General features: G+C 71.3%; 15 protein-coding genes. 7 read left to right on the forward strand and 8 right to left on the reverse strand.

Annotation, left to right across the window (positions count from 1 at the left end):
- Window positions 1–22 precede the first annotated feature (22 nt).
- Window positions 23–1,798, reverse strand: coding sequence for a maltose alpha-D-glucosyltransferase (treS, locus tag OG766_RS24895; protein WP_266383470.1), 1,776 nt, complete (start codon window positions 1,796–1,798; stop codon window positions 23–25).
- A complete protein-coding gene (locus OG766_RS24900) occupies window positions 1,795–3,780 on the reverse strand; it encodes an alpha-1,4-glucan--maltose-1-phosphate maltosyltransferase (protein ID WP_266384480.1) in 1,986 nt (661 codons plus the stop codon). The genes treS and OG766_RS24900 overlap by 4 nt, the downstream gene beginning before the upstream one ends.
- Window positions 3,781–4,232: 452 nt before the next feature.
- Between OG766_RS24900 and glgP the strand changes: the two genes are divergently transcribed.
- Window positions 4,233–6,809, forward strand: a complete 2,577-nt coding sequence (gene glgP, locus OG766_RS24905; protein WP_328726237.1) for an alpha-glucan family phosphorylase — start codon at window positions 4,233–4,235, stop codon at window positions 6,807–6,809.
- Between the two features lie 87 nt (window positions 6,810–6,896).
- Here glgP and OG766_RS24910 read toward each other — a convergent pair whose 3' ends face one another.
- From OG766_RS24910 to OG766_RS24930, 5 genes are all read right to left on the reverse strand, one after another.
- The gene (locus OG766_RS24910) at window positions 6,897–8,927 is read right to left on the reverse strand and encodes a M4 family metallopeptidase (RefSeq protein WP_328726238.1); all 2,031 of its coding nucleotides are present in this window, start codon (window positions 8,925–8,927) and stop codon (window positions 6,897–6,899) included.
- 170 nt (window positions 8,928–9,097) lie between these two features.
- Complete coding sequence (locus tag OG766_RS24915; RefSeq protein ID WP_266383478.1) at window positions 9,098–9,265, reverse strand: hypothetical protein; 168 nt, start codon at window positions 9,263–9,265, stop codon at window positions 9,098–9,100.
- Between the two features lie 153 nt (window positions 9,266–9,418).
- On the reverse strand, window positions 9,419–10,474 hold the full coding sequence (locus OG766_RS24920) for a YVTN family beta-propeller repeat protein (RefSeq protein WP_266383481.1): 1,056 nt from the start codon (window positions 10,472–10,474) through the stop codon (window positions 9,419–9,421).
- Window positions 10,475–10,596: 122 nt separating this feature from the next.
- Window positions 10,597–12,636, reverse strand: a complete 2,040-nt coding sequence (locus OG766_RS24925; protein ID WP_328726239.1) for an ABC transporter ATP-binding protein — start codon at window positions 12,634–12,636, stop codon at window positions 10,597–10,599.
- On the reverse strand, window positions 12,633–14,429 hold the full coding sequence (locus tag OG766_RS24930; protein ID WP_328726240.1) for an ABC transporter ATP-binding protein: 1,797 nt from the start codon (window positions 14,427–14,429) through the stop codon (window positions 12,633–12,635). The genes OG766_RS24925 and OG766_RS24930 overlap by 4 nt, the downstream gene beginning before the upstream one ends.
- Window positions 14,430–14,578: 149 nt before the next feature.
- Between OG766_RS24930 and OG766_RS24935 the strand changes: the two genes are divergently transcribed.
- From OG766_RS24935 to OG766_RS24950, 4 genes are read left to right on the forward strand one after another with little or no spacing between them, the layout of a single operon-like run.
- Window positions 14,579–15,481 (forward strand): ABC transporter ATP-binding protein, encoded by a 903-nt coding sequence (locus OG766_RS24935; RefSeq protein ID WP_328726241.1) that lies wholly within the window; start codon window positions 14,579–14,581, stop codon window positions 15,479–15,481.
- A 1-nt stretch (window position 15,482) separates the two neighbouring features.
- Complete coding sequence (locus tag OG766_RS24940; RefSeq protein WP_266383492.1) at window positions 15,483–16,226, forward strand: ABC transporter permease; 744 nt, start codon at window positions 15,483–15,485, stop codon at window positions 16,224–16,226.
- Between the two features lie 32 nt (window positions 16,227–16,258).
- Complete coding sequence (locus tag OG766_RS24945; RefSeq protein WP_328726242.1) at window positions 16,259–17,497, forward strand: sensor histidine kinase; 1,239 nt, start codon at window positions 16,259–16,261, stop codon at window positions 17,495–17,497.
- Window positions 17,490–18,128 carry a response regulator transcription factor gene (locus OG766_RS24950; protein WP_328726243.1) on the forward strand — a complete coding sequence of 213 codons (639 nt, stop codon included), beginning with the start codon at window positions 17,490–17,492 and terminating at the stop codon, window positions 18,126–18,128. The genes OG766_RS24945 and OG766_RS24950 overlap by 8 nt, the downstream gene beginning before the upstream one ends.
- A gap of 8 nt (window positions 18,129–18,136) precedes the next feature.
- Here the strand turns inward: OG766_RS24950 and glgX are convergent, their stop codons facing one another.
- The gene (gene glgX, locus OG766_RS24955; protein ID WP_328726244.1) at window positions 18,137–20,407 is read right to left on the reverse strand and encodes a glycogen debranching protein GlgX; all 2,271 of its coding nucleotides are present in this window, start codon (window positions 20,405–20,407) and stop codon (window positions 18,137–18,139) included.
- 201 nt (window positions 20,408–20,608) lie between these two features.
- Between glgX and OG766_RS24960 the strand changes: the two genes are divergently transcribed.
- Both OG766_RS24960 and OG766_RS24965 read left to right on the forward strand, forming a co-directional pair.
- A complete protein-coding gene (locus tag OG766_RS24960; RefSeq protein ID WP_266383503.1) occupies window positions 20,609–21,838 on the forward strand; it encodes a L,D-transpeptidase in 1,230 nt (409 codons plus the stop codon).
- A 176-nt stretch (window positions 21,839–22,014) separates the two neighbouring features.
- A complete protein-coding gene (locus OG766_RS24965) occupies window positions 22,015–23,262 on the forward strand; it encodes a L,D-transpeptidase (protein WP_328726245.1) in 1,248 nt (415 codons plus the stop codon).
- The last annotated feature ends 4 nt before the right edge of the window (window positions 23,263–23,266 follow it).

A 23,266-nucleotide genomic window follows, 5' to 3' on the forward strand; every position in this document is an offset into this window, starting at 1 on the left:
CACGACATGGCATGTGCCGGAATCACGCGCGCCTGGGGGCCGCCGTCTTCCGTGCCGTCCCGTTCGCCGCGGTCTCGCCGGCGACGGCCTCGCCGCGCAGCCGGAACCAGTAGAAGCCGTGCCCCGCGAGCGTCAGCAGATACGGCCACTCACCGATCGCGGGGAACCGCACCCCGCCGATCAGCTCCACCGGATGACGGCCGTTGTACCTCCGCAGGTCGAGCTCCGTCGGCTGGGCGAACCGCGAGAAGTTGTTCACGCACAGCACCAGATCGTCCGTGCCGTCCTCCGTCGAGGGGGCCTCGCGCAGATACGCCAGCACGGCCGGGTTCGACGACGGCAGTTCGGTGAAGGAGCCGAGCCCGAAGGCACGGTTCTGCTTCCGGATCTCGATCATCCGCCGGGTCCAGTGCAGCAGCGACGACGGCGACGCCATCGACGCCTCGACATTGGTGACCTGGTAGCCGTAGACCGGGTCCATGATGGTCGGCAGATACAGTCGGCCGGGATCGCAGGACGAGAAACCGGCGTTGCGGTCCGGCGTCCACTGCATCGGCGTGCGCACCGCGTCCCGGTCGCCCAGCCAGATGTTGTCGCCCATCCCGATCTCGTCGCCGTAGTACAGGATCGGCGAGCCGGGCAGCGACAGCAGCAGCGCGGTGAACAGCTCGATCTGGTTGCGGTCGTTGTCGAGCAGGGGCGCGAGCCGCCGCCGGATGCCGATGTTGGCGCGCATCCGCGGGTCCTTGGCGTACTCCGCGTACATGTAGTCGCGCTCCTCGTCGGTGACCATCTCCAGGGTCAGCTCGTCGTGGTTGCGCAGGAAGATCCCCCACTGGCAGTTCTTGGGGATCGCCGGGGTCTTGGCGAGGATCTCGGACACCGGGTAGCGGGACTCCCTGCGTACCGCCATGAAGATGCGCGGCATCACCGGGAAGTGGAACGCCATGTGGCACTCGTCGCCGCCCGCCGGGAAGTCGCCGAAGTAGTCGACGACGTCCTCGGGCCACTGGTTGGCCTCGGCCAGCAGCACCGTGTCCGGGTAGTGGGCGTCGATCTCCTTGCGGACGCGCTTGAGGAACTCGTGCGTCGCCGGGAGGTTCTCGCAGTTGGTGCCCTCCTCCTGGTAGAGGTAGGGCACCGCGTCCAGCCGGAAGCCGTCGATGCCGAGGTCGAGCCAGAAGCGCAGCGCGGAGACGATCTCCTCCTGCACGGCCGGGTTCTCGTAGTTGAGGTCCGGCTGGTGGGAGAAGAAGCGGTGCCAGTAGTACTGCTTGCGGACCGGGTCGAAGGTCCAGTTGGAGGTCTCCGTGTCGACGAAGATGATCCGCGCGTCCTGGTACTGCTTGTCGTCGTCGGCCCAGACGTAGTAGTCGGCGTACGGGCCGTCCGGGTCCTTGCGGGACTCCTGGAACCACGGGTGCTGGTCGCTGGTGTGGTTCATGACGAAGTCGATGATGACCCGCATACCGCGCTGGTGCGCGGCGTCGACGAACTCGACGAAATCGGCGAGGTCGCCGAATTCGGGGAGGACGGACGTGTAGTCGGAGACGTCGTAACCGCCGTCCCTGAGCGGGGACTTGAAGAACGGCGGCAGCCACAGGCAGTCGACGCCCAGCCACTGCAGATAGTCCAGCTTGGCGGTGATGCCCTTGAGGTCACCGACCCCGTCGCCGTTGCTGTCCTGGAAGGACCGTACGAGCACTTCGTAGAAGACGGCGCGTTTGAACCAGTCGGGATCCCGGTCCTTGGCCGGGGTGTCCTCGAAGAGGTCGTGGACGGGCTCGTTGACGATCATGATGTGGGTGACCCTCCGATCGGCGGGGACGGTCGCAGGACCACGATGTGCGCAGGCGTGACGCCCGGCTCGAGGCGCACATAGGCGGCCCTGCCCCAGTGATAGGTCTCGCCGGTGAGCTCGTCGCGCACCGGTACGGTCTCGTGCCAGTCGAGGCCGAGTTCCGGCATGTCAAACGAGACCGTCGCCTCCTGGGTGTGGTGGGGGTCGAGATTGACGACCACCAGAACGATGTTCGAACCCGTTCGCTTGCTGTACGCGATCACGGCGTCGTTGTCGGTGTGGTGGAAGTGGATGTTCCGCAGCTGCTGGAGCGCCGGGTGACGACGCCTGACCCGGTTGAGCGTGGTGATGAGCGGGGCGATGCTGCGCCCCTCGCGCTCCGCCGACTCCCAGTCCCGGGGCCGCAGTTGGTACTTCTCGGAGTCCAGGTACTCCTCGCTGCCCGGCCGCAGCGCGGTGTTCTCGCACAGCTCGTACCCGGCGTACACGCCCCAGGTGGGCGAGAGCGTCGCGGCAAGCACCGCACGCGCCTCGAACGCCGGCCGGCCGCCCTCCTGGAGGTAGGAGTGCAGGATGTCCGGCGTGTTCGCGAAGAAGTTGGGGCGCATGTACGCGGCCGACTCGCCGGACAGCTCGGTCAGATACTCGGTCAGCTCCTGCTTGGTGTTGCGCCAGGTGAAGTACGTGTACGACTGCTGGAAGCCGATCGCGGCCAGCGTGTGCATCATCGCGGGGCGGGTGAACGCCTCGGCCAGGAAGATCACGTCGGGATCGGTGCGGTTGATCTCACCGATGACCTTCTCCCAGAAGACCACCGGCTTGGTGTGCGGATTGTCGACGCGGAAGATGCGCACCCCGTGCGCCATCCAGTGCCGCAGCACCCGCAGGGTCTCCTTGACCAGGCCCTTCATGTCCTGGTCGAAGGCGATCGGATAGATGTCCTGGTACTTCTTCGGCGGGTTCTCGGCGTAGGCGACGGTCCCGTCTGCGCGGTGGTGGAACCACTCGGGGTGCTGCTCCACCCAGGGGTGGTCCGGGGAGCACTGCAGCGCGAAGTCCAGAGCCACCTCCATCCGCAGATCGCGGGCGCAGCGGACGAAGTCGTCGAAGTCGGCGAGGGTCCCGAGGGCGGGGTGGACCGTGTCGTGGCCGCCCAGGGGCGAGCCGATCGCCCAGGGAACGCCGACGTCGTGCGGACCGGCCTCCAGCGAGTTGTTGGGGCCCTTGCGGAAGGTGTTGCCGATGGGATGGATCGGCGGCAGGTACACCACGTCGAAACCCATCGCCGCGATGGCGGGCAGCCGCTGCGCCGCGGTCCTGAAGGTTCCCGAGACCGGCCTGCCGCGGTTGACCGTCGCGCCCTCGGACCGCGGGAAGAACTCGTACCAGGACCCGAACAGCGCCCTGGTGCGCTCCACCTGGAGCGGCAACGGCGGCGAGGACGTGACCAGTTCGCGCAGCGGATGGCGGTCGAGGGCGGCCACCGCCGCCGGGTCGAGCGCGGCCGACAGCCGCTCCCGGTCCGTCCGGCCGCCGTCCCGCAGTCCGTCCGCGGCGGCGAGCACCGCCTCCCGGCCGTCCTTCTTCGGCACGCCGGCGGCGGCCCGCTCGTACAGCTCGGCGCCCTCGGCGAGCACCAGCGCCGTGTCGATCCCGGCCGGGATCTTGATCCCGGCGTGATGGCGCCAGGTGGCCACCGGATCGCTCCACGCCTCGACGCCGTACGTCCACTGCCCCTCGGCGTCGGGGGTGACCTCGGCCCCCCAGCGGTCGGTACCGGGCGCCAGCTCACGCATCGGGGCCCAGGGACCCGGCCTGCCGCCGGGGTCGCGCAGGACGACGTTCGCGGCGACCGCGTCGTGCCCTTCACGGAACACGGTGGCGGTGACATGGAAGGTCTCGCCGACCACCGCCTTCGCGGGCCTTCGGCCGCAGTCGACGAGCGGGCGTACGTCCAGGACGGGAATGCGGCCAATCAGAGGGTTCACGGCATCACCTGGGGGCTGTGCGGGCATGGCGGGTCGAACGGGCGGTTCCGCCTCACGGGATGCGGCTTCACGGGGTGTGTCTCTGCGGGACGCGGCTTCACGGGGTGCGGGAGTTCTTTGTAGCTGCTCCGTTGACGGCTGGCGGGCTGCGGGCATGGCCGCTCCTGTCCGCGTTCACTCGAATGGAAGGGTCGCGAGTGTGCTCCGGTGCGTACCGGGGGAGCCTTCCCACGCCCTTCGGGTGCGCAATCCGGTGGTTCGTTAACTACTGGGTCGTAGCCGTACGGGCAAGACGGTTCAGACATCCGCCGAAGGTGGCACGGCCCGATGCGCCCTCCTCGCGCCGTGGTCGCTGAACGCGCGACGCCACTACGGTCGAAGGGTTGGGCGGACGCACAGCGCTGTGCGTCCCCGGCTGAACCTCCGCTTCGAAGGTGGGACCTGTGAAGGCCATTCGTCGATTCACCGTCCGCCCCGTCCTCCCCGAACCCCTCGCCCCGCTCAGCGAGCTGGCCCGCAATCTGCGCTGGTCGTGGCATGCGCCGACGCGGGAGCTGTTCCGCACCGCGGACCCCGCCGGATGGCAGGCGGCGGGCGGCGACCCGGTGCGGCTGCTCGGCTCCGTGTCCGCGGGGCGGCTCGCGGAACTCGCCACCGACCCGGACTTCCTGGTCCGCGTCCAGGACGCCGCCCGCGATCTCGACGACTATCTGCGCGGACGCCGCTGGTACCAGGAGCAGTCCGGCGACGGGGTGCCGCTGCCCGGGGCCGTCGCGTACTTCTCGCCGGAGTTCGGCATCACCGCCGCGCTCCCGCAGTACTCGGGCGGTCTCGGCATACTCGCCGGAGACCACCTCAAGGCCGCCAGCGATCTCGGTGTCCCGCTGATCGGCGTCGGGCTGCTCTACCGGCACGGCTACTTCCGCCAGACGCTGTCACGCGACGGCTGGCAGCAGGAGCACTACCCCGTCCTCGACCCCGACGAGCTGCCGCTGACCCTGCTCCGTGAGCCCGGCGGCGCACCCGCCCAGGTGTCCCTCGCGCTGCCCGGCGGCCGGGCGCTGCGGGCCCACCTCTGGCAGGCGCAGGTCGGCCGCGTACCCCTGCTGCTCCTCGACTCCGACGTCGAGGAGAACGCGCCGGGCGAGCGCGACGTCACCGACCGGCTGTACGGCGGCGGCAGCGAGCACCGGCTGCTCCAGGAGATGCTCCTCGGCATCGGCGGCGTCCGCGCGGTCCGCACGTACTGCCGGCTCACCGGCCATTCGGAGCCCGAGGTCTTCCACACCAACGAGGGCCACGCCGGATTCCAGGGCCTCGAACGGATCCGTGAGCTCCTCCCGTACGGACTCGACTTCGACGCCGCGCTCGAGGCGGTCAGAGCCGGCACCGTGTTCACCACCCACACCCCCGTCCCGGCCGGGATCGACCGCTTCGACCGTGAGCTGGTCGCCCGTCACTTCGGCGACGGCGGCGAGCTGTCCGGGGTGGACGGCGGACGGGTCCTGCGCCTCGGCATGGAGAGCTACCCGGGCGGCGAGCCCAACGTGTTCAACATGGCCGTGATGGGCCTGCGCCTCGCGCAGCGCGCCAACGGCGTCTCGACGCTGCACGGCGCCGTCAGCCGCGAGATGTTCCAGGGCCTGTGGCCGGGCTTCGACGCACCGGAGGTCCCGATCACCTCCGTCACCAACGGGGTCCACGCCCCCACCTGGGTGGCGCCCGAGGTGCTCGCTCTGGGCGACGACTTCGCCGCCACACCGGGTGCCGACCTGTGGGAGCTGCGCCGGGAGCTGCGCGAGCAGCTGGTGCACGAGGTACGGCGGCGGCTGTACGCGTCCTGGCGCCAGCGCGGTGCCGGGACCGCGGAACTGGGCTGGATCGACGGGGTGCTGGATCCCGATGTGCTCACCATCGGTTTCGCCCGCCGTGTTCCCGCCTACAAACGGCTCACCCTGATGCTGCGCGACCGCGACCGGCTGATGGAGCTGCTGCTGCATCCGGAGCGGCCGGTGCAGATCGTCGTCGCGGGCAAGGCGCATCCCGCGGACGACGGGGGGAAGCGGCTGGTCCAGGAGCTGGTGCGGTTCGCGGACGACCCGCGGGTGCGCCACCGGATCGTCTTCCTGCCCGACTACGGCATGGCGATGGCTCGCACGCTCTACCCGGGCTGCGACGTGTGGCTCAACAATCCGCTGCGGCCGCTGGAGGCGTGCGGCACCAGCGGAATGAAGGCCGCCCTCAACGGCGGGCTCAACCTCTCGGTGCTCGACGGCTGGTGGGACGAGTGGTACGAGCCCGACTTCGGCTGGGTCGTGCCCACGGCCGACGGCAGCGCCGCGGACGACGAGGACCGCCGGGACGATCTGGAGGCCGCCGCGCTGTACGGGCTGATCGAGGAGCGCATCGCGCCGCTGTTCTACGGCCGGGACGCGGACGGGCTTCCGGGCCGCTGGGTCGAGATGGTCCGCCGCACGCTCACCTCGCTCGGACCGAAGGTGCTGGCGGACCGGATGGTGCGCGAGTACGTGGACCGGCTCTACGCTCCGGCGGCCGGCGCCCATCGTGCACTCGCCCTGGACGGGGAGACCGCCCGTGAACTGGCCCGCTGGAAGGGCCGGGTGCGGGTGGCCTGGCCCGGTGTCTCCGTCGACCATGTCGAGGCGGGCGCGGCCGTGGGCACGGCGGAGCTGGGATCCACACTCGCCCTGCGCGTCTGTGTCACCCTCGGCGCACTCCAGCCGGAGGACGTGGAGGTGCAGGCCGTGGCGGGGCGGGTCGACCCGGACGACGCGATCGGCGACGCCCAGACCTTCCCGCTGAAGCCGGCTCCCGGAGGTCCCGACGGGACCGGCCGCCGGATCTACGAGGGCCCGCTCGCGCTCGACCGCACCGGGCCCTTCGGCTACACGGTCCGTGTGCTGCCCGCCCATCCGCTGCTGCCGCACGGCGCCGACCTCGGGCTGGTGGCGCTGCCGACGGGGACGACGGCGGAGGGCGCGGGGGTGCTGATGCGCTGACGCGGCGCGTCCTTCGGAAGCCGCGGTCCGAAACGCGGAGGCTGCCCGGGGGCAAGGGCCCCCGGGCAGCCTCGGTTGCGCGTCGGCTCAGAAGGTGAGCTTGACGCTGTTGATGTAGCCCGTGTCGTACGCCGCCCGGTCCTGGACGCGCAGCTTCCAGACGCCGTTGGCGACCTCGGAGGAGGCGTTGACCGTGTAGGTCGTCTGCACGTTGTCCGCCGAGTCGGAGGAGCTGAACGGCTTCAGGTTGTAGACCGTCCCGTCCGGGGCGACCAGGTCGACGACCAGGTCACCGCGCCAGGTGTGGATGATGTCCACGCCGACCTTGAGGGCGCTCGGCGCGTTGCCCGAGCGGCCGGAGACGGTGACCGAGGAGGTGACCGCCGCGCCGTTGTCCGGGATGGAGACGTCCGCGGTGTTCTCGAAGACGGTGCCCGGGTCGGGGTCGCCGCCGCCGGGCCGGGAGCCGACGTTGATGCCCGCCCAGGCGTCGGTGACGGACTTGACCTCGGCGCTGGCCGCGCCGTACAGCTCGGTCGCGACCGCGATCGTGCCGGTGCGCGCAGCCGCGTAGTTGGTCGTCGAGTTGAACTTCGTGGTGAGCGCCTTGAACCAGATCAGGGAGGCCTTGTCGCGGCCGATCCCGGTGACCGGCAGACCGTCCGAGGTCGGCGAGTCGTAGTTCACGCCGTTGATGCTCTTGGCGCCGCTGCCCTCGGAGAGCAGGTAGTACCAGTGGTTCGCCGGGCCCGAGGAGTAGTGCACGTCGATGCCGCCGAGGCCCGAGTACCAGGCGTCCTTGGAGGCACCGTCCTTGCTGGGCTTGTCCATGTAGCGCAGCGGGGTGCCGTCGCCGTTGATGTCGATCTTCTCCCCGACCAGGTAGTCGCCCTTGTCCTGGGGGTTGTTGGCGTAGAACTCGACGGCGGCCGCGAAGATGTCGGACGTCGCCTCGTTGAGGCCGCCGGACTCCCCGCTGTAGACGAGCTTGGCGGTGTTGGAGGTGACGCCGTGCGTCATCTCGTGCGCGGCCACGTCGATCGACGTGAGCGGCTTGGCGTTGCCGGAGCCGTCGCCGTACGTCATGCAGAAGCAGCTGTCGGACCAGAAGGCGTTGACGTAGTTGTTGCCGTAGTGGACCCGGGAGTACGCGCCGACGCCGTCGCCCTTGATGCCGGAGCGGCCCTGCACGTTCTTGTAGTAGTCCCAGGTGAGCGCCGCGCCGTAGTGCGCGTCGGCCCCGGCCGTCTCGGCGTTCTGCGCGGTGCCGTCGCCCCAGATGTCGTCGGAGCCGGAGAACAGGGTGCCGGTGCCGGACGTGCCGCGGTTGAGGTTGTACGTCTTGTGGTTGCCGCGTCCGGTGTCGGTCAGGGTGTACGACGGCGCGGTGCCGAGCGTGACCTGGCCGCTGTACATCGTGTTGCCGGTGCCCTGGTGGATCGACTGCCACTCGTAGAGCTTCTTGCCGGTGGTGGCGTCGGTGACGACGTGCAGCTCGTTGGGCGTGCCGTCGTGCTGCAGGCCGCCGACGACGGTCTCGTACGCGAGAACCGGCTTGCCCTGGGCCAGCCAGACGACCTTGCGCGGCGCCCGGTCGGCGGCCGTCTCCTTCGAGCCCTCGGAACGGGCGGCGGCGACGGCCTGCCGTGTGGCGGCGGCAGGGGTGACGTCCGCGCTGGTGTCGACGTTCTTCAGCACGGCCGCGGACGCCTTGGTGACGGACTCGGTCCGTCCGGCCTTGGTCTCGGCGACGACCAGGTCACCGCCGAGGACGGGCAGGCCCGCGTAGGTGCGCTCGTAGCGGGTGTGCGTGGTGCCGTCCCGGTCCTGGACGACATCGCGGACGACGAGCTTCTCCTGGGCGCCGAGGCCGAGTTCGGCGGCGGTGGCCGCCGTGGTGGCGGTGGCGGCGCGAATGAGCTCCGCCCGCTGGGCGGGGGAGAGCTGCGCGGGCAGCGCGCCGGGGTCGGCCGCCGAGGCGGCCTGCTGCTTGGGGGCGGCCGGGGCGGCATCGGGTGCCGCGGAGGCGGCGCCGGACTGGACTCCGACGGCCAGGAGGGCTGCGGCTGCGAGCAGAGCGCCGGTCGCGGACGCGCGACGGCTGGGCGTGGGTCTCACGCGAACTCCTTCTGCGAGGGGGGTTACGGGCGGCTGGGTGGGCCGTCCGGCAGAGCGACGGAGCATGTGGTGCGTGGATCGATGGAAGAGTCGCAGGAACAGACAACTGCTGTCAGGAGCGCGTCAAGAGAATGGCCGGAATGCGTCCGTTGTGTGAAAGCCCGTGTTCGTTAAGCGGACGTTTCATGGATCTTCACGGCGGCGTCGCCGAACGGGCGGGCCAGCCCGAATCCGAGGAGCGTGCCAGGATCCGGGCCGCACACGTCCCGCTCGAAGAGAGCGGTGAGCAGAGGGTACGCGTCACACGTCGCGATGTCCTCGAACGTGGCCCGTTCCATGCCCTCACCCCACCGCCCGACGGAACCGCTGTCCTGCGGCGCCGGTGATTCCGGTTCGGCCGCGGTCGGCACTCCCCGCGCCGGGCGAGGGCGCGGGCTGCGTGGGGATTGTCTGAAAAGGCGTCAGACATGCGGAGGAGCGGGATCCGTTGTTCACCGCAGGGCCCCGGCAGCCGCGGGCGCGGAGCGGCTCCGGTGGCCATCGCGCCGCCTTGCCGGGGTGATCGCCACTCCGGTGGGGCTGTCGCCGACGTCGATCGTGGCCGTGACGGCGTCGGTCGCGGTGTCGATCACCGACACGTCGTCCGTGTCGGCGTTGGTGACGTGGACGCGGGAGCCGTCAGGCGTGACGGCGACGCCGTTGGGGCCGTCGCCGACGGGGACGGTGGCGAGGACCCGGTCGGTGCGGGTGCCGATCACTGTCACATCGCCCGAGCCGAAGTTGGCGACGTACACGTGCCGGCCGTCCGGCAGCACCACCAGTCCGCTGGGCTCGTCGCCGGCGTCGACGGTGTCGACGACCCTGCCGGTGCGGACGTCGATCACCGACACGTCGTCCGAGGTGAGATTGGTGACGTAGACCCGGGAGCCGCGCGGGGTGATCGCCAGTCCGGTGGGTCCGCTGCCCACGGGGACGGTGCCGACGACCGTGTTGGTCGCGGTACGGACGACCGAGACGTCGTCGCTGCCGGCGTTCGCGACGTAGAGCGCGGAGCCGTCCGGCAGTACCGCCAGGCCCAGCGGGAAGTCGCCCACGTCGATGGTGTCCTCGACCGTGCCGGTGCGGGTGTCGATCACGGACACGTCGTCCGAGGCGACGTTGGCGACGTACACGCGGCGGCCGTCCGGGGACACCGTCACCCGGCTCGGTTCGTCGCCGACACCGATGGTGTCCGTGACGTCGTTCGTGCGGGCGTCGATGACGGAGACCGTGTCCGCCGCGGAGTTGGTGACGTAGACGCGCGATCCGTCCGGGGAGACGGCCACGCTGTCGGGTCCGCTGCCGACGGGGACGGTGTCGACGACCGCGTTGGTGCGGGTGTCGATCACCGAGACGGTGTCCGAGCCGAGGTCGGCGACATAGGCGAACGCCGCCCTGGCGGGCGGGGAGACGGGGGAGGAGGCCGACGGGGAGGCGGAGGCGGCCGGTACGGACAGCATCATCAGCCCCGCCAGTCCCGCCGCTGCCTGCCATCCGATACCCGGCATGAGGACCTCCCGCGACGCACCGCCGACACGTTGCCTCCAGGGAAGCTACGGGCCGTGCCGCCTCCCGGGCGCGAGGCTCGCCACGCCGGACCCGCCATGGGCACCCGCTGGAGCAGGCGACGTCAGACCAGGCTCTCCTGCCACGCCCGGTGCAGCCCCGCGAACCGCCCCGTTCCACCGATGAGTCCGGCCGGCGCGCCGTCCTCGACGATCCGGCCGTGCTCCATCACCAGCACCCTGTCGGCGATCTCGACCGTCGACAGCCGGTGGGCGATGACGATCGCCGTACGGCCGCTCAGCACCGTGTTCATCGCGCGCTGCACGGCCCGCTCGCCCGGGATGTCCAGGGAGCTCGTCGCCTCGTCGAGGATCAGGACCGCCGGGTCGGCGAGCAGCGCCCGCGCGAAGGCGACGAGCTGGCGCTGGCCGGCCGAGATCCGGCCGCCGCGCTTGCGTACGTCCGTGTCGTAGCCGTCCGGCAGCCCGCAGATGAAGTCGTGCGCGCCGATCTCCTTCGCGGCCTGCTCGATCTCCTCACGGGTCGCGTCCGGCCGGCCGATCGCGATGTTCTCCGCGACCGTGCCGGAGAACAGGAACGCCTCCTGGGTCACCATCACCACCCCGCGGCGCAGTTCCGGCGTGGCCAGCTCGCGCAGGTCGACGCCGTCGAGGAGGACGCGCCCCTCCGTCGGGTCGTAGAAGCGGGCCAGCAGCTTCGCGAGCGTGGACTTGCCCGCGCCGGTGGAGCCGACGACCGCGACGGTCTGGCCGGCCGGGATCGTCAGCGCGAAGCGGGGGAGGACCTCGCCGCCGGTGCGGTAGGCGAACCGGACGTCCTCGAAGACCACCTCCCGGCCGGGTCCCGCGGCACCTTCCCGGTCGGGTCCCGCGGCCGGGCCGGCGCCGGTGCGTGCCGGCAGCCGCGAGGGGCGCTCGGGCTCCGGCACGGACGGCCGCTGGGCCAGCAGGCCCGCGATCTTCTCCAGCGACGCGGCCGCCGACTGGTAGGAGTTGAGGAACATGCCGAGCCGGTCGATCGGGTCGTACAGCCGCCGCAGGTACAGCACGGCGGCCGCCAGCACTCCGAGCGCCAGCGTCCCCTCGGTCACCCGGTACGCGCCCCACAGCACCATGCCCGCCACCGCGGTGTTCGCCACCAGCCGGGAGCCGACGACATAGCGGGCCATCTCCAGCAGCGCGTCGCCGTTGCTGCGGGCGTGCCGCTCGTTCAGCACACGGAAGCGCTCGTCGTTCGCGCGCTCACGGCGGAAGGCGCGCACCGGCCGGATGCCGTTCATCGTCTCCGCGAACTTCACGATGACGGCGGCGATCGCGGTGGACCGCTCGGCGAACACGACTCCGGCCCGGCGCTGGTAGAGCCGCACGAGCAGATACAGCGGTACGAAGCTGAGGACGGCGAGGCCGCCGATGCCGAGGTCCAGCCAGAGCAGCATCGCCGAGATGTAGACGAAGGCCAGGACGACGCCGATGAGCTCCTGCAGTCCCTCGCTGAGGAGCTCGCGCAGTGACTCGACATCGGTGGTGGAGCGGGAGATCAGCCGCCCCGAGGTGTACCGCTCGTGGAAGTCCACACTGAGCGCCTGGGCGTGCCGGAAGATGCGGCCGCGCAGATCGAGCAGGACGTCCTGGTTGACGCGCGCTGCGGCGCGGATGAAGGCGTACTGGAACGCGCCGGACGCGACCGCGCACACGGCGTACCCGGCGCCGACCACCACGAGGGGCCCGTGGTCGCCGCGTCGCAGCGCGGGCACACCGCTGTCGATGGCGTACGCGACGAGCAACGGGCCCGCCTGCGCGGCGGCCTGCTGCAGGAACAGGAGCAGCGCGGCGAGGACGACACGGGCACGGCGGGGCGCCAGCAGTGACCGCAGCAGCGCTCCGGTGGCGCCCTCTGGCGTGGGCAGGGAGTCCCGGTCGAAGGGATCACCCTTGTCCGTGTCCGTGTCCGTGTCCGCGTCGGTGTCGGCGTCTGCGTCCGGCGTGCTCGCTCGTCGGGTGTCCTTGTGTCCACCGCCGGCGGAACCGGCGACCGCGGAACCGGCGACCGCGGAACCGACGGCCGTGGAGGCGCCGACCGCGGTGCTCCCGTCCGCCGCCCCGTCCGCGTCCGGCTGCGGCGTCGTGTCCGTCGATGAGGTCATCGGGCTCGCTCCTCGGCGTGATCGCCCGACATCAGCCAGGCGTACTCGGCGTTGTCCCGCAGCAGTTCGTGATGCGTGCCGACGGCGGCGATACGGCCGCCCGACAGCAGCGCCACCCGGTCGGCCAGCAGCACCGTGGACGGCCGGTGCGCCACGACCAGGGCGGTGGTGTGCTCCAGGACGCGCCGCAGCGCGGCCTCCACCAGCGCTTCCGTGTGCACGTCGAGCGCCGACAGCGGGTCGTCGAGCACCAGGAACCGCGGTCGCCCGACGACCGCACGCGCGAGCGCGAGCCGCTGCCGCTGACCGCCCGAGAGGCTGAGGCCCTGCTCACCGACCTGGGTGCGGGCGCCCTGCGGCAATGACTCCACGAACCCGGCCTGTGCCACGTCCAGTGCCCGCCGCACCTCCTCGTCCCCCGCGTCCTCGTCGCCCATCCGCACGTTCTCCCCGACGCTCGCCGAGAAGAGCGTCGGCTCCTCGAAGGCCATCGACACCAGCCGGCGAAGCTCCTCGCGGGGCATCGCGGTGATGTCGCGCCCGTCCAGGGTGATCCGCCCGCCGGTCACCTCGTACAGCCGTGGCACGAGCGCGGTCAGCGTCGTCTTGCCGCTGCCCGTGCCTCCGACGAGGGCCATGGTCTCCCCGGGGCGGATGTGCAGATCGATGCCTCTCAGCACGGGTGCCGCGTCCGCGGACGCGTCGGGGAAGCGGAACTCGACCCCCTCGAACCGCAGTCCACCGGCGGCCGCCCCGCCCCGGCCGGGCCGGGAGAAGGGCCTTTCCTCCCCGTCGGACTCCTCCGCCGCGTCCAGGACCTCGAAGTACCGGTCCGTGGCCGTCGCCGCCTCCTGACTCATCGCGAGCAGGAACCCCATCGCGTCCACCGGCCAGCGCAGCGCCAGCGCCGTGGACAGGAAGGCGACGAGGGTGCCGGCCGACAGCGTGCCGTCCGCGACCTGCATCGTGCCGGCGACCAGCGCCGCACCGATCGCCAGTTCGGGGATGATCATGATGGTCGCCCAGATGCCCCCCAGGAGCCGGGCCTTGACCAGCTCCGTGCCGCGCAGCCGCCCGGCCAGAGCGCGGAAGGCAGCCGCCTGGCTGCGGTGCCGGCCGAAGCCCTTGACGATGCGGATGCCGAGCACGCTCTCCTCGACGACCGTCGTCAGATCGCCGACCTGGTCCTGCGCCGTCCGCGCGACCGTCGAGTAGCGCCTCTCGAACCTCGCGACCACGAACACCAGCGGGGCGACCGGCGCCAGCAGCATCAGCCCCAGCGTCCACTCCTGGGCGAGCAGAATCCCCGCGCCGACGAGGATCGTCACCCCGTTGACGAACAGGAACGTCAGCGGGAACGCGAGGAACATCCGCAGCAGCATCAGATCCGTCGTCCCGCGCGACAGCAACTGTCCCGACGCCCACCGGTCGTGGAACGCCACCGGCAGACGCTGCAGATGCCGGAACAGGTCGGCGCGCATGGCGGCCTCCACCCCGGCCAGCGGGCGGGCCACCAGCCACCGCCGGAAGCCGAAGAGCACCGCCTCCGCGAGGCCGAGCAGCAGGAGATACAGCGCCCCCAGCCACACCCCGCCGGTGTCCCGCTCCGCGACCGGCCCGTCCACCATCCACTTGAGGACCAGGGGGATCACCAGGCTCAGACAGGACGCGACGACCGCGACGCACGCCGCGGTGAACAGCCGGGCCCGCACCGGCCGTACGTACGGCCACAGCCGGAGCAGTGAGCGGACGGCGGACCGGTCATCGTGGGTGACTGCAGCTGTGGTGGACATCAGGAGCGAGCCTACGGTTCACCACTGACAGAGCCCACCGAGTTTTCGCGCCCCCGCGAGGTCGTACGGCCCATCAACCGATCGGCTGATGCGTCTTCGAGCGCGTCGGCCGATACCGCGCACGGACGCCGGCCAGCACCCTCGTACCCATGGCGATTGTCGAAGTGCAGGGACTGCGCAAGTCCTACGCCGGCCGGCCGGTGGTGGACGGAGTGACCTTCCGCGTCGAGCAGGGCGAGATCTTCGGGATCCTCGGCCCCAACGGCGCGGGCAAGACCACCACCGTCGAATGCGTCGAGGGACTGAGGCTGCCCGACGCGGGCACGGTCCGCGTCGCCGGGTTCGACCCGGTGACCGACCACGACCGCGTGACGCGCATCCTCGGCGCGCAGCTCCAGGAGAGCGAACTGCAGCCGAAGCTGACCGTGCGGGAGGCCCTGGAGCTGTACGCCGCGTTCTACCCGGAGCCCGCCGACTGGCGGCCGCTCGCCGAACGGCTCGGACTCACCGGCAAGCTGACCACCCGCTTCGCGAAGCTCTCCGGCGGCCAGAAGCAGCGGCTGTTCATCGCGCTCGCGCTGATCGGCAACCCCCGCGTGGTCGTCCTCGACGAGCTCACCACCGGACTCGACCCGCGGGCCCGCCGTGACACCTGGAGCCTGATCGAGGAAGTCCGGGCCGGCGGCGTCACCGTCCTCCTGGTCACGCACTTCATGGAGGAGGCTCAGCGGCTCTGCGACCGGATCGCCGTCATCGACAGGGGCAGGATCGCCGCACTCGACACGCCGTCGGGCCTCATCCGCCGCACCGGCGGCGGCACCGTCATCTCCTTCACCCCGTCACGGCCCCTCGACGAGGCCGACCTGGCCGGACTGCCCCGAGCGGCCTCCGTCGAGACCAGGGAAGGCCGGGTCGTCATCCACGGCACCGACGAGACGGCCAACGCCGTGATCACGCTCCTCGCCCGCCATCGCGTCACCGCCCACCAGCTCCGCGTCACCGAGGCCACCCTCGACGACGCGTTCCTGGACCTCACTGAGGAGAAGATCTGACATGCCGTCTCCCGCAGCCGCCGTCCTGAGGACCGAGTCGCGGCTCTTCACCCGCGAACCCGGCAGCCTCTTCTGGATCCTCGTGTTCCCCTCCGTCCTGCTCACGATCCTCGGCCTCGTCCCGTCCTTCCGGGTGGTCTCCGACGACCTCGGCGGCCGGCGCGTCATCGATCTGTACGTCCCCGTCGCCGTGCTCCTCGCCATGATCGTGGCCGGGCTCCAGGCCATGCCGCCCGTACTCACCGGCTACCGGGAACGCGGCATCCTGCGCCGGATGTCGACCACACCGGTGCGCCCGGCCGCGCTTCTCACCGCGCAGCTCGTGCTGCACGGCGCCGCGGCCCTGCTCTCGGCGCTGCTCGCCCTCGCCGTCGGGCGGATCGCCTACGGCGTCGAACTGCCCCGGCAGCCCGTCGGCTACCTCCTTGCCCTCGTCCTCACCACGGCAGGCGCGCTGGCACTCGGCGCGACCGTCTGCGCGGTCTCCCGTACGCAGAAGATCGCGACGGCGATCGGCTCGGTCGTCTTCTTCCCCGCGATGTTCACCGCCGGGGTGTGGCTGCCGGTGCAGGCCATGCCGGACATGCTCCAGCGCATCGTGGGCTTCACCCCGTTCGGCGCGGCGTCCGAGGCACTGGACCGGGCGGCGGCGGGCGGCTGGCCGGGCTGGACCGCCATCGGGGTCACCGCGCTGTGGACGGCGTTGCTGACCGGTGTCGCGGTCCGCTGGTTCCGGTGGGAGTGACCCTTCCCCGGCACCCGGGGGACACTGGGCGCATGACCACCGCCGAACAGCGCTGGGAACAGTTCCTCCGCCACGGCCCGTACGCCCTGCTCGGCCTCTCCGCCCCGATCGCGGCCGCCACCGCGCCGTCGCTGACGCCCGGCACCGAACGGTACGTGGCGCTCGTCCTGCTGCCGGTGGCACTCGTCCTGGAGCTGTGGTGGAGCCGCACCCGGCCCGGGACACCGGAGTTCGCCGCACCCGCGCGGATCTACTACGCGGCCCGTACCGTCCTCGCGTTCGCGCTCACCTGGCTCAACCCGTTCTTCGCCATCTACGCCGTGCTCGGCTACTTCGACGCCGGCATCCTGCTGCCGCGCCGCTGGGCGTACGCCGGACTGGTCGCCACCGCCGTGACGATGGCGGGCTCGCAGTCCGGCGGGCTGCCGCCGGCGACGGCGATGAACTGGGTCGCGTTCGGCGCGCTGTTCGCCCTCAACGCCTGTCTGTCGCTCGTCTTCGCCAGGATCGCGGTGGAGGAGGCCGAGAGCGCTCGGCAGAAGGCCGCCACGATCGCCGAGCTGGAGCGCACCAACGCCCGTCTGGAGCAGGCGCTGGAGGAGAACGCGGGGCTGCACGCCCAGCTCGTCGTCCAGGCCCGGGAGGCGGGCGTCGCCGACGAGCGGCGCCGGCTCGCCGCCGAGATCCACGACACGATCGCCCAGGGACTGACCGGCATCGTCGCCCAGTTGCAGGTGGTCACCGGCACCGACGACGCGGCCGTCGCCCGCACGCACGCGGAGCGGGCCGCCGCCCTCGCCCGGCACAGCCTCGGCGAGGCCCGCCGCTCGGTGCAGAACCTCTCCCCGTCGGCCCTCGCCCACGACGAACTGCCCGAGGCGCTGGAGAAGACGGTCGCCCAGTGGTCGGAACGCAGCGGTGTCCCGGCCCGCTTCACCGTCACGGGAGCCGTGGAGACCCTGCACGTCGAGGTCGCCGCCACGCTGCTGCGGATCGCCCAGGAAGCCCTCGCCAACACCGCCCGGCACGCCCGCGCCGACCGGGCCGGGGTGACCCTGTCGTACATGGGCGACGAAGTGACGCTCGACGTCCGGGACGACGGGCGCGGCTTCGACCCCCGCGTCCTGCCCGCCCGTACCGGCACGAGCGGCTTCGGTCTGGACGGTATGCGCGCCCGCGCCGCACGCATCGCCGGCACGGTCTCCGTCGAATCCGAGCCGGGCGGCGGTACCGCGGTCTCGGCTCGCGTACCGTTGGTGCGCCATGGCTGACCGGACCATCTCCGTGCTGATCGTCGACGACCATCCCGTCGTACGGGACGGGCTGCGCGGCATGTTCGAGTCGGCGCCCGGCTTCGCGGTGCTCGGCGAGGCGGCCGACGGGGTCCAGGGTGTCGCGCTCACCGAGCGGCTCGACCCCGATGTCGTCCTCATGGACCTGCGGATGCCCGGCGGTGGCGGGGTCGAGGCCATCGCCGAGATCACCCGCCGGCGATACCGTGTCAAGGTCCTCGTCCTCACCACGTACGACACCGACGCCGACACGCTCCCGGCCATCGAGGCGGGCGCGACCGGCTACCTCCTCAAGGACGCCCCGCGCGAGGAGCTGTTCACCGCCGTCCGTGCCGCCGCCGAGGGCCGTACGGTCCTCTCCCCGGCGGTCGCCTCACGGCTGGTCTCCCGCGTCCGCAATCCCGTCCCGCGCGACGAGCCCCTCAGCGCACGCGAGCGCGAAGTGCTCGCACTGGTCGCCAGGGGCACCTCGAACCGCGAGATCGCCGCCGTGCTGTTCATCAGCGAGGCCACCGTGAAGACCCATCTCACCCACATCTACGCCAAGCTGGCGGTCAAGGACCGCGCGGCGGCCGTGGCGGCCGGCTACGACCGGGGCATCCTGGGCTGACCGGCGCGTCACCGCCCGTCGCACACCCGCAGCAGCAGCACCGACCGCCCCGGCACCGTCACCCGCTCGCCGCCCCGGTGCACCGTTCCCGGCGCCGACGACTGCTCCTCCAGCGAGGTGTCGACGACCAGTTCGTACGCCTCCGCCCACGGCGGCCCCGGCAGCTGGAAGGCCGTCGGCCGGTCGGCCGCGTGCAGGATCGTCAGAAAGCTGTCGTCGACGACCTGTGCGCCGCGCGTGTCCCGGCCGGGGATGTCCCGGCCGGAGAGGAAGAGCGCGACCGTCGAGGCGGGCGCGTACCAGTCCTGTTCGGTCATCTCCTTGCCGCGCGGGGTGAACCACGCGAGGTCCCGCAGTCCGTCGGCGGTCTGCGGCCGGCCGGAGAAGAACGCCCGGCGGCGCAGCACCGGATGCGCCCCGCGCAGGGCGAGCAGCCGGGAGGTGAGGGCCAGCAGCCCGCTCGACCCAGGCTGCTCCAGCAGCGACCAGTCGAGCCAGCCGACCTCGTTGTCCTGGCAGTACGCGTTGTTGTTGCCGCCCTGCGTACGGCCCATCTCGTCGCCGGCGACCAGCATCGGCACACCCGTGGACAGCAGCAGGGTGGTGAGCAGGTTGCGGATCTGGCGCCGACGCAGCGCGTTGATCCGGGGGTCGTCGGTCTCGCCCTCGGCACCGCAGTTCCAGGAACGGTTGTCGTTCGTGCCGTCCCGGTTGCCCTCGCCGTTCGCCTCGTTGTGCTTGCGCTCGTAACTGACCAGGTCGCGCAGGGTGAAGCCGTCGTGGGCGGTGATGAAGTTGACCGAGGCGTACGGCCGCCGGCCGCCCCAGGCGTACAGGTCGCTGGAGCCGGAGAGGCGGTAGCCGAGGTCGCGTACGTCGGGCAGCGCACCGCGCCAGAAGTCCCGGACCGCGTCCCGGTAGCGGTCGTTCCACTCCGTCCACAGCGGCGGGAACGCCCCCACCTGGTAGCCGCCGTTGCCGACGTCCCACGGTTCGGCGATCAGCTTCACCCGCCGCAGCACGGGGTCCTGGGCGATCACGGCGAGGAACGGGGAGAGCATGTCCACGTCGTGCATCGAGCGGGCGAGCGCCGCGGCGAGATCGAAGCGGAAGCCGTCGACGCCCATCTCGGTGACCCAGTAGCGCAGTGAGTCGGTGATCAGTCGCAGCACATGGGGCTGGACGACATGGAGGGTGTTGCCGCAGCCGGTGTAGTCGGCGTAGCGGCGGGCGTCTGCCTGGAGGCGGTAGTAGCCGCGGTTGTCGATGCCCTTGAGACTGAGCGTCGGCCCCAGTTCGCCCGCCTCCGCCGTGTGGTTGTAGACGACGTCGAGGATCACCTCGATGCCCGCGGCGTGCAGTGCCCGCACCATCCGCTTGAACTCGCCGACCTGCTGCCCGGCCGTCCCGGACGCGCTGTAGGCGGCGTGCGGCGCGAAGTAGCCGATGGAGTTGTAGCCCCAGTGGTTCCTCAGCCCGCGCCGCAGGAGATGGTCCTCGTGGGCGAACTGGTGCACCGGCAGCAGCTCGACCGCGGTCACCCCGAGCCGTACGAGATGCGCGATCGCCGCCGGATGGGCGAGGCCCGCGTACGTACCGCGCAGCTCCTGGGGGATGTCCGGGTGGAGCTTGGTGAAGCCGCGTACGTGCAGTTCGTAGATGACCGAGTCGGCCCACGGCGTCTTGGGCCGCCGGTCGTCGGCCCACTCGTCGTCCGGCGCGTCGTCGTGGACGACGACGCCCTTGGGGACGTACGGCGCCGAGTCCCGGTCGTCGCGCACGGTGTCGGCCACATGCTGCTGCGGCCAGTCGCGCACATGCCCGTACACCTCGGGCGGCAGGGCGAACTCGCCGTCGACGGCACGGGCGTACGGGTCGAGGAGCAGCTTCGCCGGGTTCCAGCGGCCGCCGGTCCAGGGGTCCCAGCGGCCGTGGACCCGGAAGCCGTAGCGCTGGCCCGGCCGTACGCCGGGTACGAAGCCGTGCCAGATCTCATGCGTCAGCTCGGCCAGCGGCAGCCTGGTCTCCGTCCCCGCCCCGTCGAACAGACACAGCTCTACGGCCTCGGCCCCGCCAGCCCACAGCGCGAAGTTGGTGCCGGCGACCCCGTCGGGACCGACCCGGTACCGCGCGCCCAGCGGGGTCGGTGCCCCCGGCCAGACGGGCGGTACGGGGACCTCCGCCTCCCCGCGCCGTCCGTTCGGGCCCGGACGCCGCCCCACGGCGGGAAGGGGACGCTCCCCTTCCCGCACTGCCTCCTGCTCGGCTGCGCTCGACACGTGTCGGCCTCCCGCGGCTCGTCGGGCCCCGCCGGCTGCTGCACACGGCGTCCCGGCCGCTGCCCCCGCGCGTGGTCCTCCCACCAGTTCTGCCCGCGCTGTGCTACTCCCAACATGACCCGCTGTCACGTTTCCCCAGGAGGGTGGCGGTCGTTGGGCGGAACGTGCTGTGTCTTTGCGACCCCCACGAGGTGGACTGAAGTGAGCAACGCGGTGAGGCGGACGAGGGCCACGCTGGTCGTCGCCCTGCTGTGGACAGGACTGCTGGCCGGGCTGACCGGCTGTACCGGCGGCGTTCCGGGCACCGAGGGCGACAAGCCACGGGCGCCCGGGGACACCATCCGGATCACGCCCGAGGACGAGGCCGAGGGCGTCGCCGCGGACGGCAGGCTGGAAGTGACCGTGCCCGACGGGCGGCTGGAGCGGGTCGAGGTGACGCAGATCGAGGACGCGCGGCCCGCCAAGGTCCCCGGTGCGATCTCGCAGGACGGGCTGAGCTGGCGGCCCGCCGACGGCACCCGGCTGGCACTGGCCGCCAAGTACCGCGTGGACGCGGTGGCCCTGGACGCCCACGGCCGTCGTTCGGCCCGGCACACCACGTTCACCACCGTCGTGCCCGAGCAGCGGTTCACCGGCTACGTCATCCCGGAGAACCGCACCACCGTCGGCACCGGCATGATCATTTCGTTCGACTTCAACCGGGGCATCAAGAACCGCGCCGCCGTGGAACGCGCCATCCGGGTCACCTCCGTACCGCCGGTGGAGGTCGTCGGCCACTGGTTCGACGCGGAACGGCTCGACTTCCGTCCGCGCGCGTACTGGAAGCCGGGCACCAAGGTGACCGTCGACATGCGGCTGCGGGACGTCGAGGGCGCGCCCGGTGTGTTCGGCATCCAGCGCAAGACCATCGCTTTCACCGTGGGACGTTCGCAGACCTCCGTGGTCGACGCCAGGGAACGCACGATGGAGGTACGCCGCGACGGCCGGCTGGTGACGACCCTGCCGGTCACCACCGGGGGGAAGAAGACGCGGACGTACAACGGCAAGATGGTCGTCAGCGAGATGTTCGACGTCACCCGCATGAACGGCGCCACGGTCGGCTTCACGGACCGGCAGGGCAAGAGCGAGTACGACATCAAGGACGTGCCGCACGCGATGCGGCTCACCACCTCGGGCACCTTCCTGCACGGCAACTACTGGGTCGACCCGCGCATCTTCGGCCTGCGGAACGTCAGCCACGGCTGCATCGGACTGCGCGACGAGAAGGGCGGCAGTCAGGACTCCCCGGCGGGCTGGTTCTTCGACCGGACACTGATCGGCGACGTGGTGGAAGTGGTCAATTCCCCTGACCGGGTCGTGGCGCCCTGGAACGGTCTGAGCGGCTGGAACATGAACTGGCGGGATTGGCAGATCGGCTCGGCGCTGAGATGACCCCGGCCGTTCCGCATGGCCTGCATGGTTACCGGGCAGATTTGCGACGGAACGGTGACATTTGCAAGAAGCTCCCGAGGCTTGCGGTGTGATTATCTATCGCAGTACGCGCCGGTCGAGCGCGTGGGGGTGCGGGCCATGGCGGGGCCAGGCCGTGCGAGGGGAGACAGCACATCGTGAACGGGCAGCCGATATCGGGGGCATCGGTCCGCAAGGGCCGGCGACGCGGGCGTGCCGCGCTGCCGGCCCTCGCCATGGGGGCGTTGCTGCTGCTGGTGTCCGCCTGCGGGGGCGGCGGCAACGACAGCGGCAGTGGCGGCGACAAGGGCGTCAAGGACGGCGGCAAGGTCGGTACGGCGGCCTCGCAGGCGGTCGTCACCATCGCGCCCAAGGACGGCGCCGACTCGGTCGCCACCAGCGGCGCGCTGAAGGTGAGCGCCGACAAGGGCAAGCTGACCGAGGTCGCCGTCCAGGACGACAAGGGCAACGCGGTCGAAGGGAAGATCGCCGCGGGCGGCACGAGTTGGGAGCCGCTCGCGCATCTCGCCGCCGCGACCAAGTACAAGGTGCACGCGGTCGCCAAGGACGCCGAGGGCCGGGAGTCCGCGAAGGACACGACCTTCACCACGCTCGTCCCGAAGAACACCTTCGTGGGCCACTACACGCCGGAGGACGGTTCCACCGTCGGCGTCGGCATGCCGGTCTCCATCAACTTCACCCGCGGCATCACCAACCCCGAGGCCGTCGAGAACGCCATCAAGGTGACCGCCGAGCCGTCGGTCCCGGTCGAGGGCCACTGGTTCGGCAACGACCGGCTGGACTTCCGCCCCGAGAAGTACTGGGCCGCGGGCACGAAGGTGACGGTCAAGCTGAACCTCGACGGCGTCGAGGGCCGGCCCGGCGTGTACGGCAAGCAGGCCAAGACGGTGACGTTCACCATCGGCCGCAGCCAGGTCTCCACCGTGGACGCCAAGGTCCACACCATGAAGGTCGTGCGTGACGGCAAGGTCGTCAAGACCATCCCGATCACCGCGGGCGCCCCGTCGACGACCACGTACAACGGCCAGATGGTCATCAGCGAGAAGTACAAGGTGACGCGCATGAACGGCGCCACCGTGGGCTTCGGCGGGGAGTACGACATCAAGGACGTGCCGCACGCGATGCGCCTGTCCACGTCGGGCACCTTCATGCACGGCAACTACTGGGCATCGAGGGGCACCTTCGGTTCCGCCAACGTCAGCCACGGCTGTGTGGGTCTGCGCGATGTGCGCGGCGCGTACGACGGCGGTACGCCGGCGGCGTGGATGTACAACAACTCGATCATCGGCGACGTCGTGATCGTGAAGAACTCCAAGGACAAGCAGATCTCCCCGGACAACGGCCTGAACGGCTGGAACATGTCCTGGGCGGAGTGGACCAAGTAGGTCC

This window comes from Streptomyces sp. NBC_00259 (assembly GCF_036181745.1).
Taxonomy (GTDB): domain Bacteria; phylum Actinomycetota; class Actinomycetes; order Streptomycetales; family Streptomycetaceae; genus Streptomyces; species Streptomyces pratisoli.

What these genes read in the sequence shown, in the direction of transcription:
- treS (WP_266383470.1), bottom strand. Translation starts at nt 1,798, where the DNA reads ATGATCGTCAACGAGCCCGTCCACGACCTCTTCGAGGACACCCCGGCC.
- OG766_RS24915 (WP_266383478.1), bottom strand. Translation starts at nt 9,265, where the DNA reads ATGGAACGGGCCACGTTCGAGGACATCGCGACGTGTGACGCGTACCCT.
- OG766_RS24920 (WP_266383481.1), bottom strand. Translation starts at nt 10,474, where the DNA reads ATGCCGGGTATCGGATGGCAGGCAGCGGCGGGACTGGCGGGGCTGATG.
- OG766_RS24925 (WP_328726239.1), bottom strand. Translation starts at nt 12,636, where the DNA reads ATGACCTCATCGACGGACACGACGCCGCAGCCGGACGCGGACGGGGCG.
- OG766_RS24930 (WP_328726240.1), bottom strand. Translation starts at nt 14,429, where the DNA reads ATGTCCACCACAGCTGCAGTCACCCACGATGACCGGTCCGCCGTCCGC.
- OG766_RS24935 (WP_328726241.1), top strand. Translation starts at nt 14,579, where the DNA reads ATGGCGATTGTCGAAGTGCAGGGACTGCGCAAGTCCTACGCCGGCCGG.
- OG766_RS24940 (WP_266383492.1), top strand. Translation starts at nt 15,483, where the DNA reads ATGCCGTCTCCCGCAGCCGCCGTCCTGAGGACCGAGTCGCGGCTCTTC.
- OG766_RS24945 (WP_328726242.1), top strand. Translation starts at nt 16,259, where the DNA reads ATGACCACCGCCGAACAGCGCTGGGAACAGTTCCTCCGCCACGGCCCG.
- OG766_RS24950 (WP_328726243.1), top strand. Translation starts at nt 17,490, where the DNA reads ATGGCTGACCGGACCATCTCCGTGCTGATCGTCGACGACCATCCCGTC.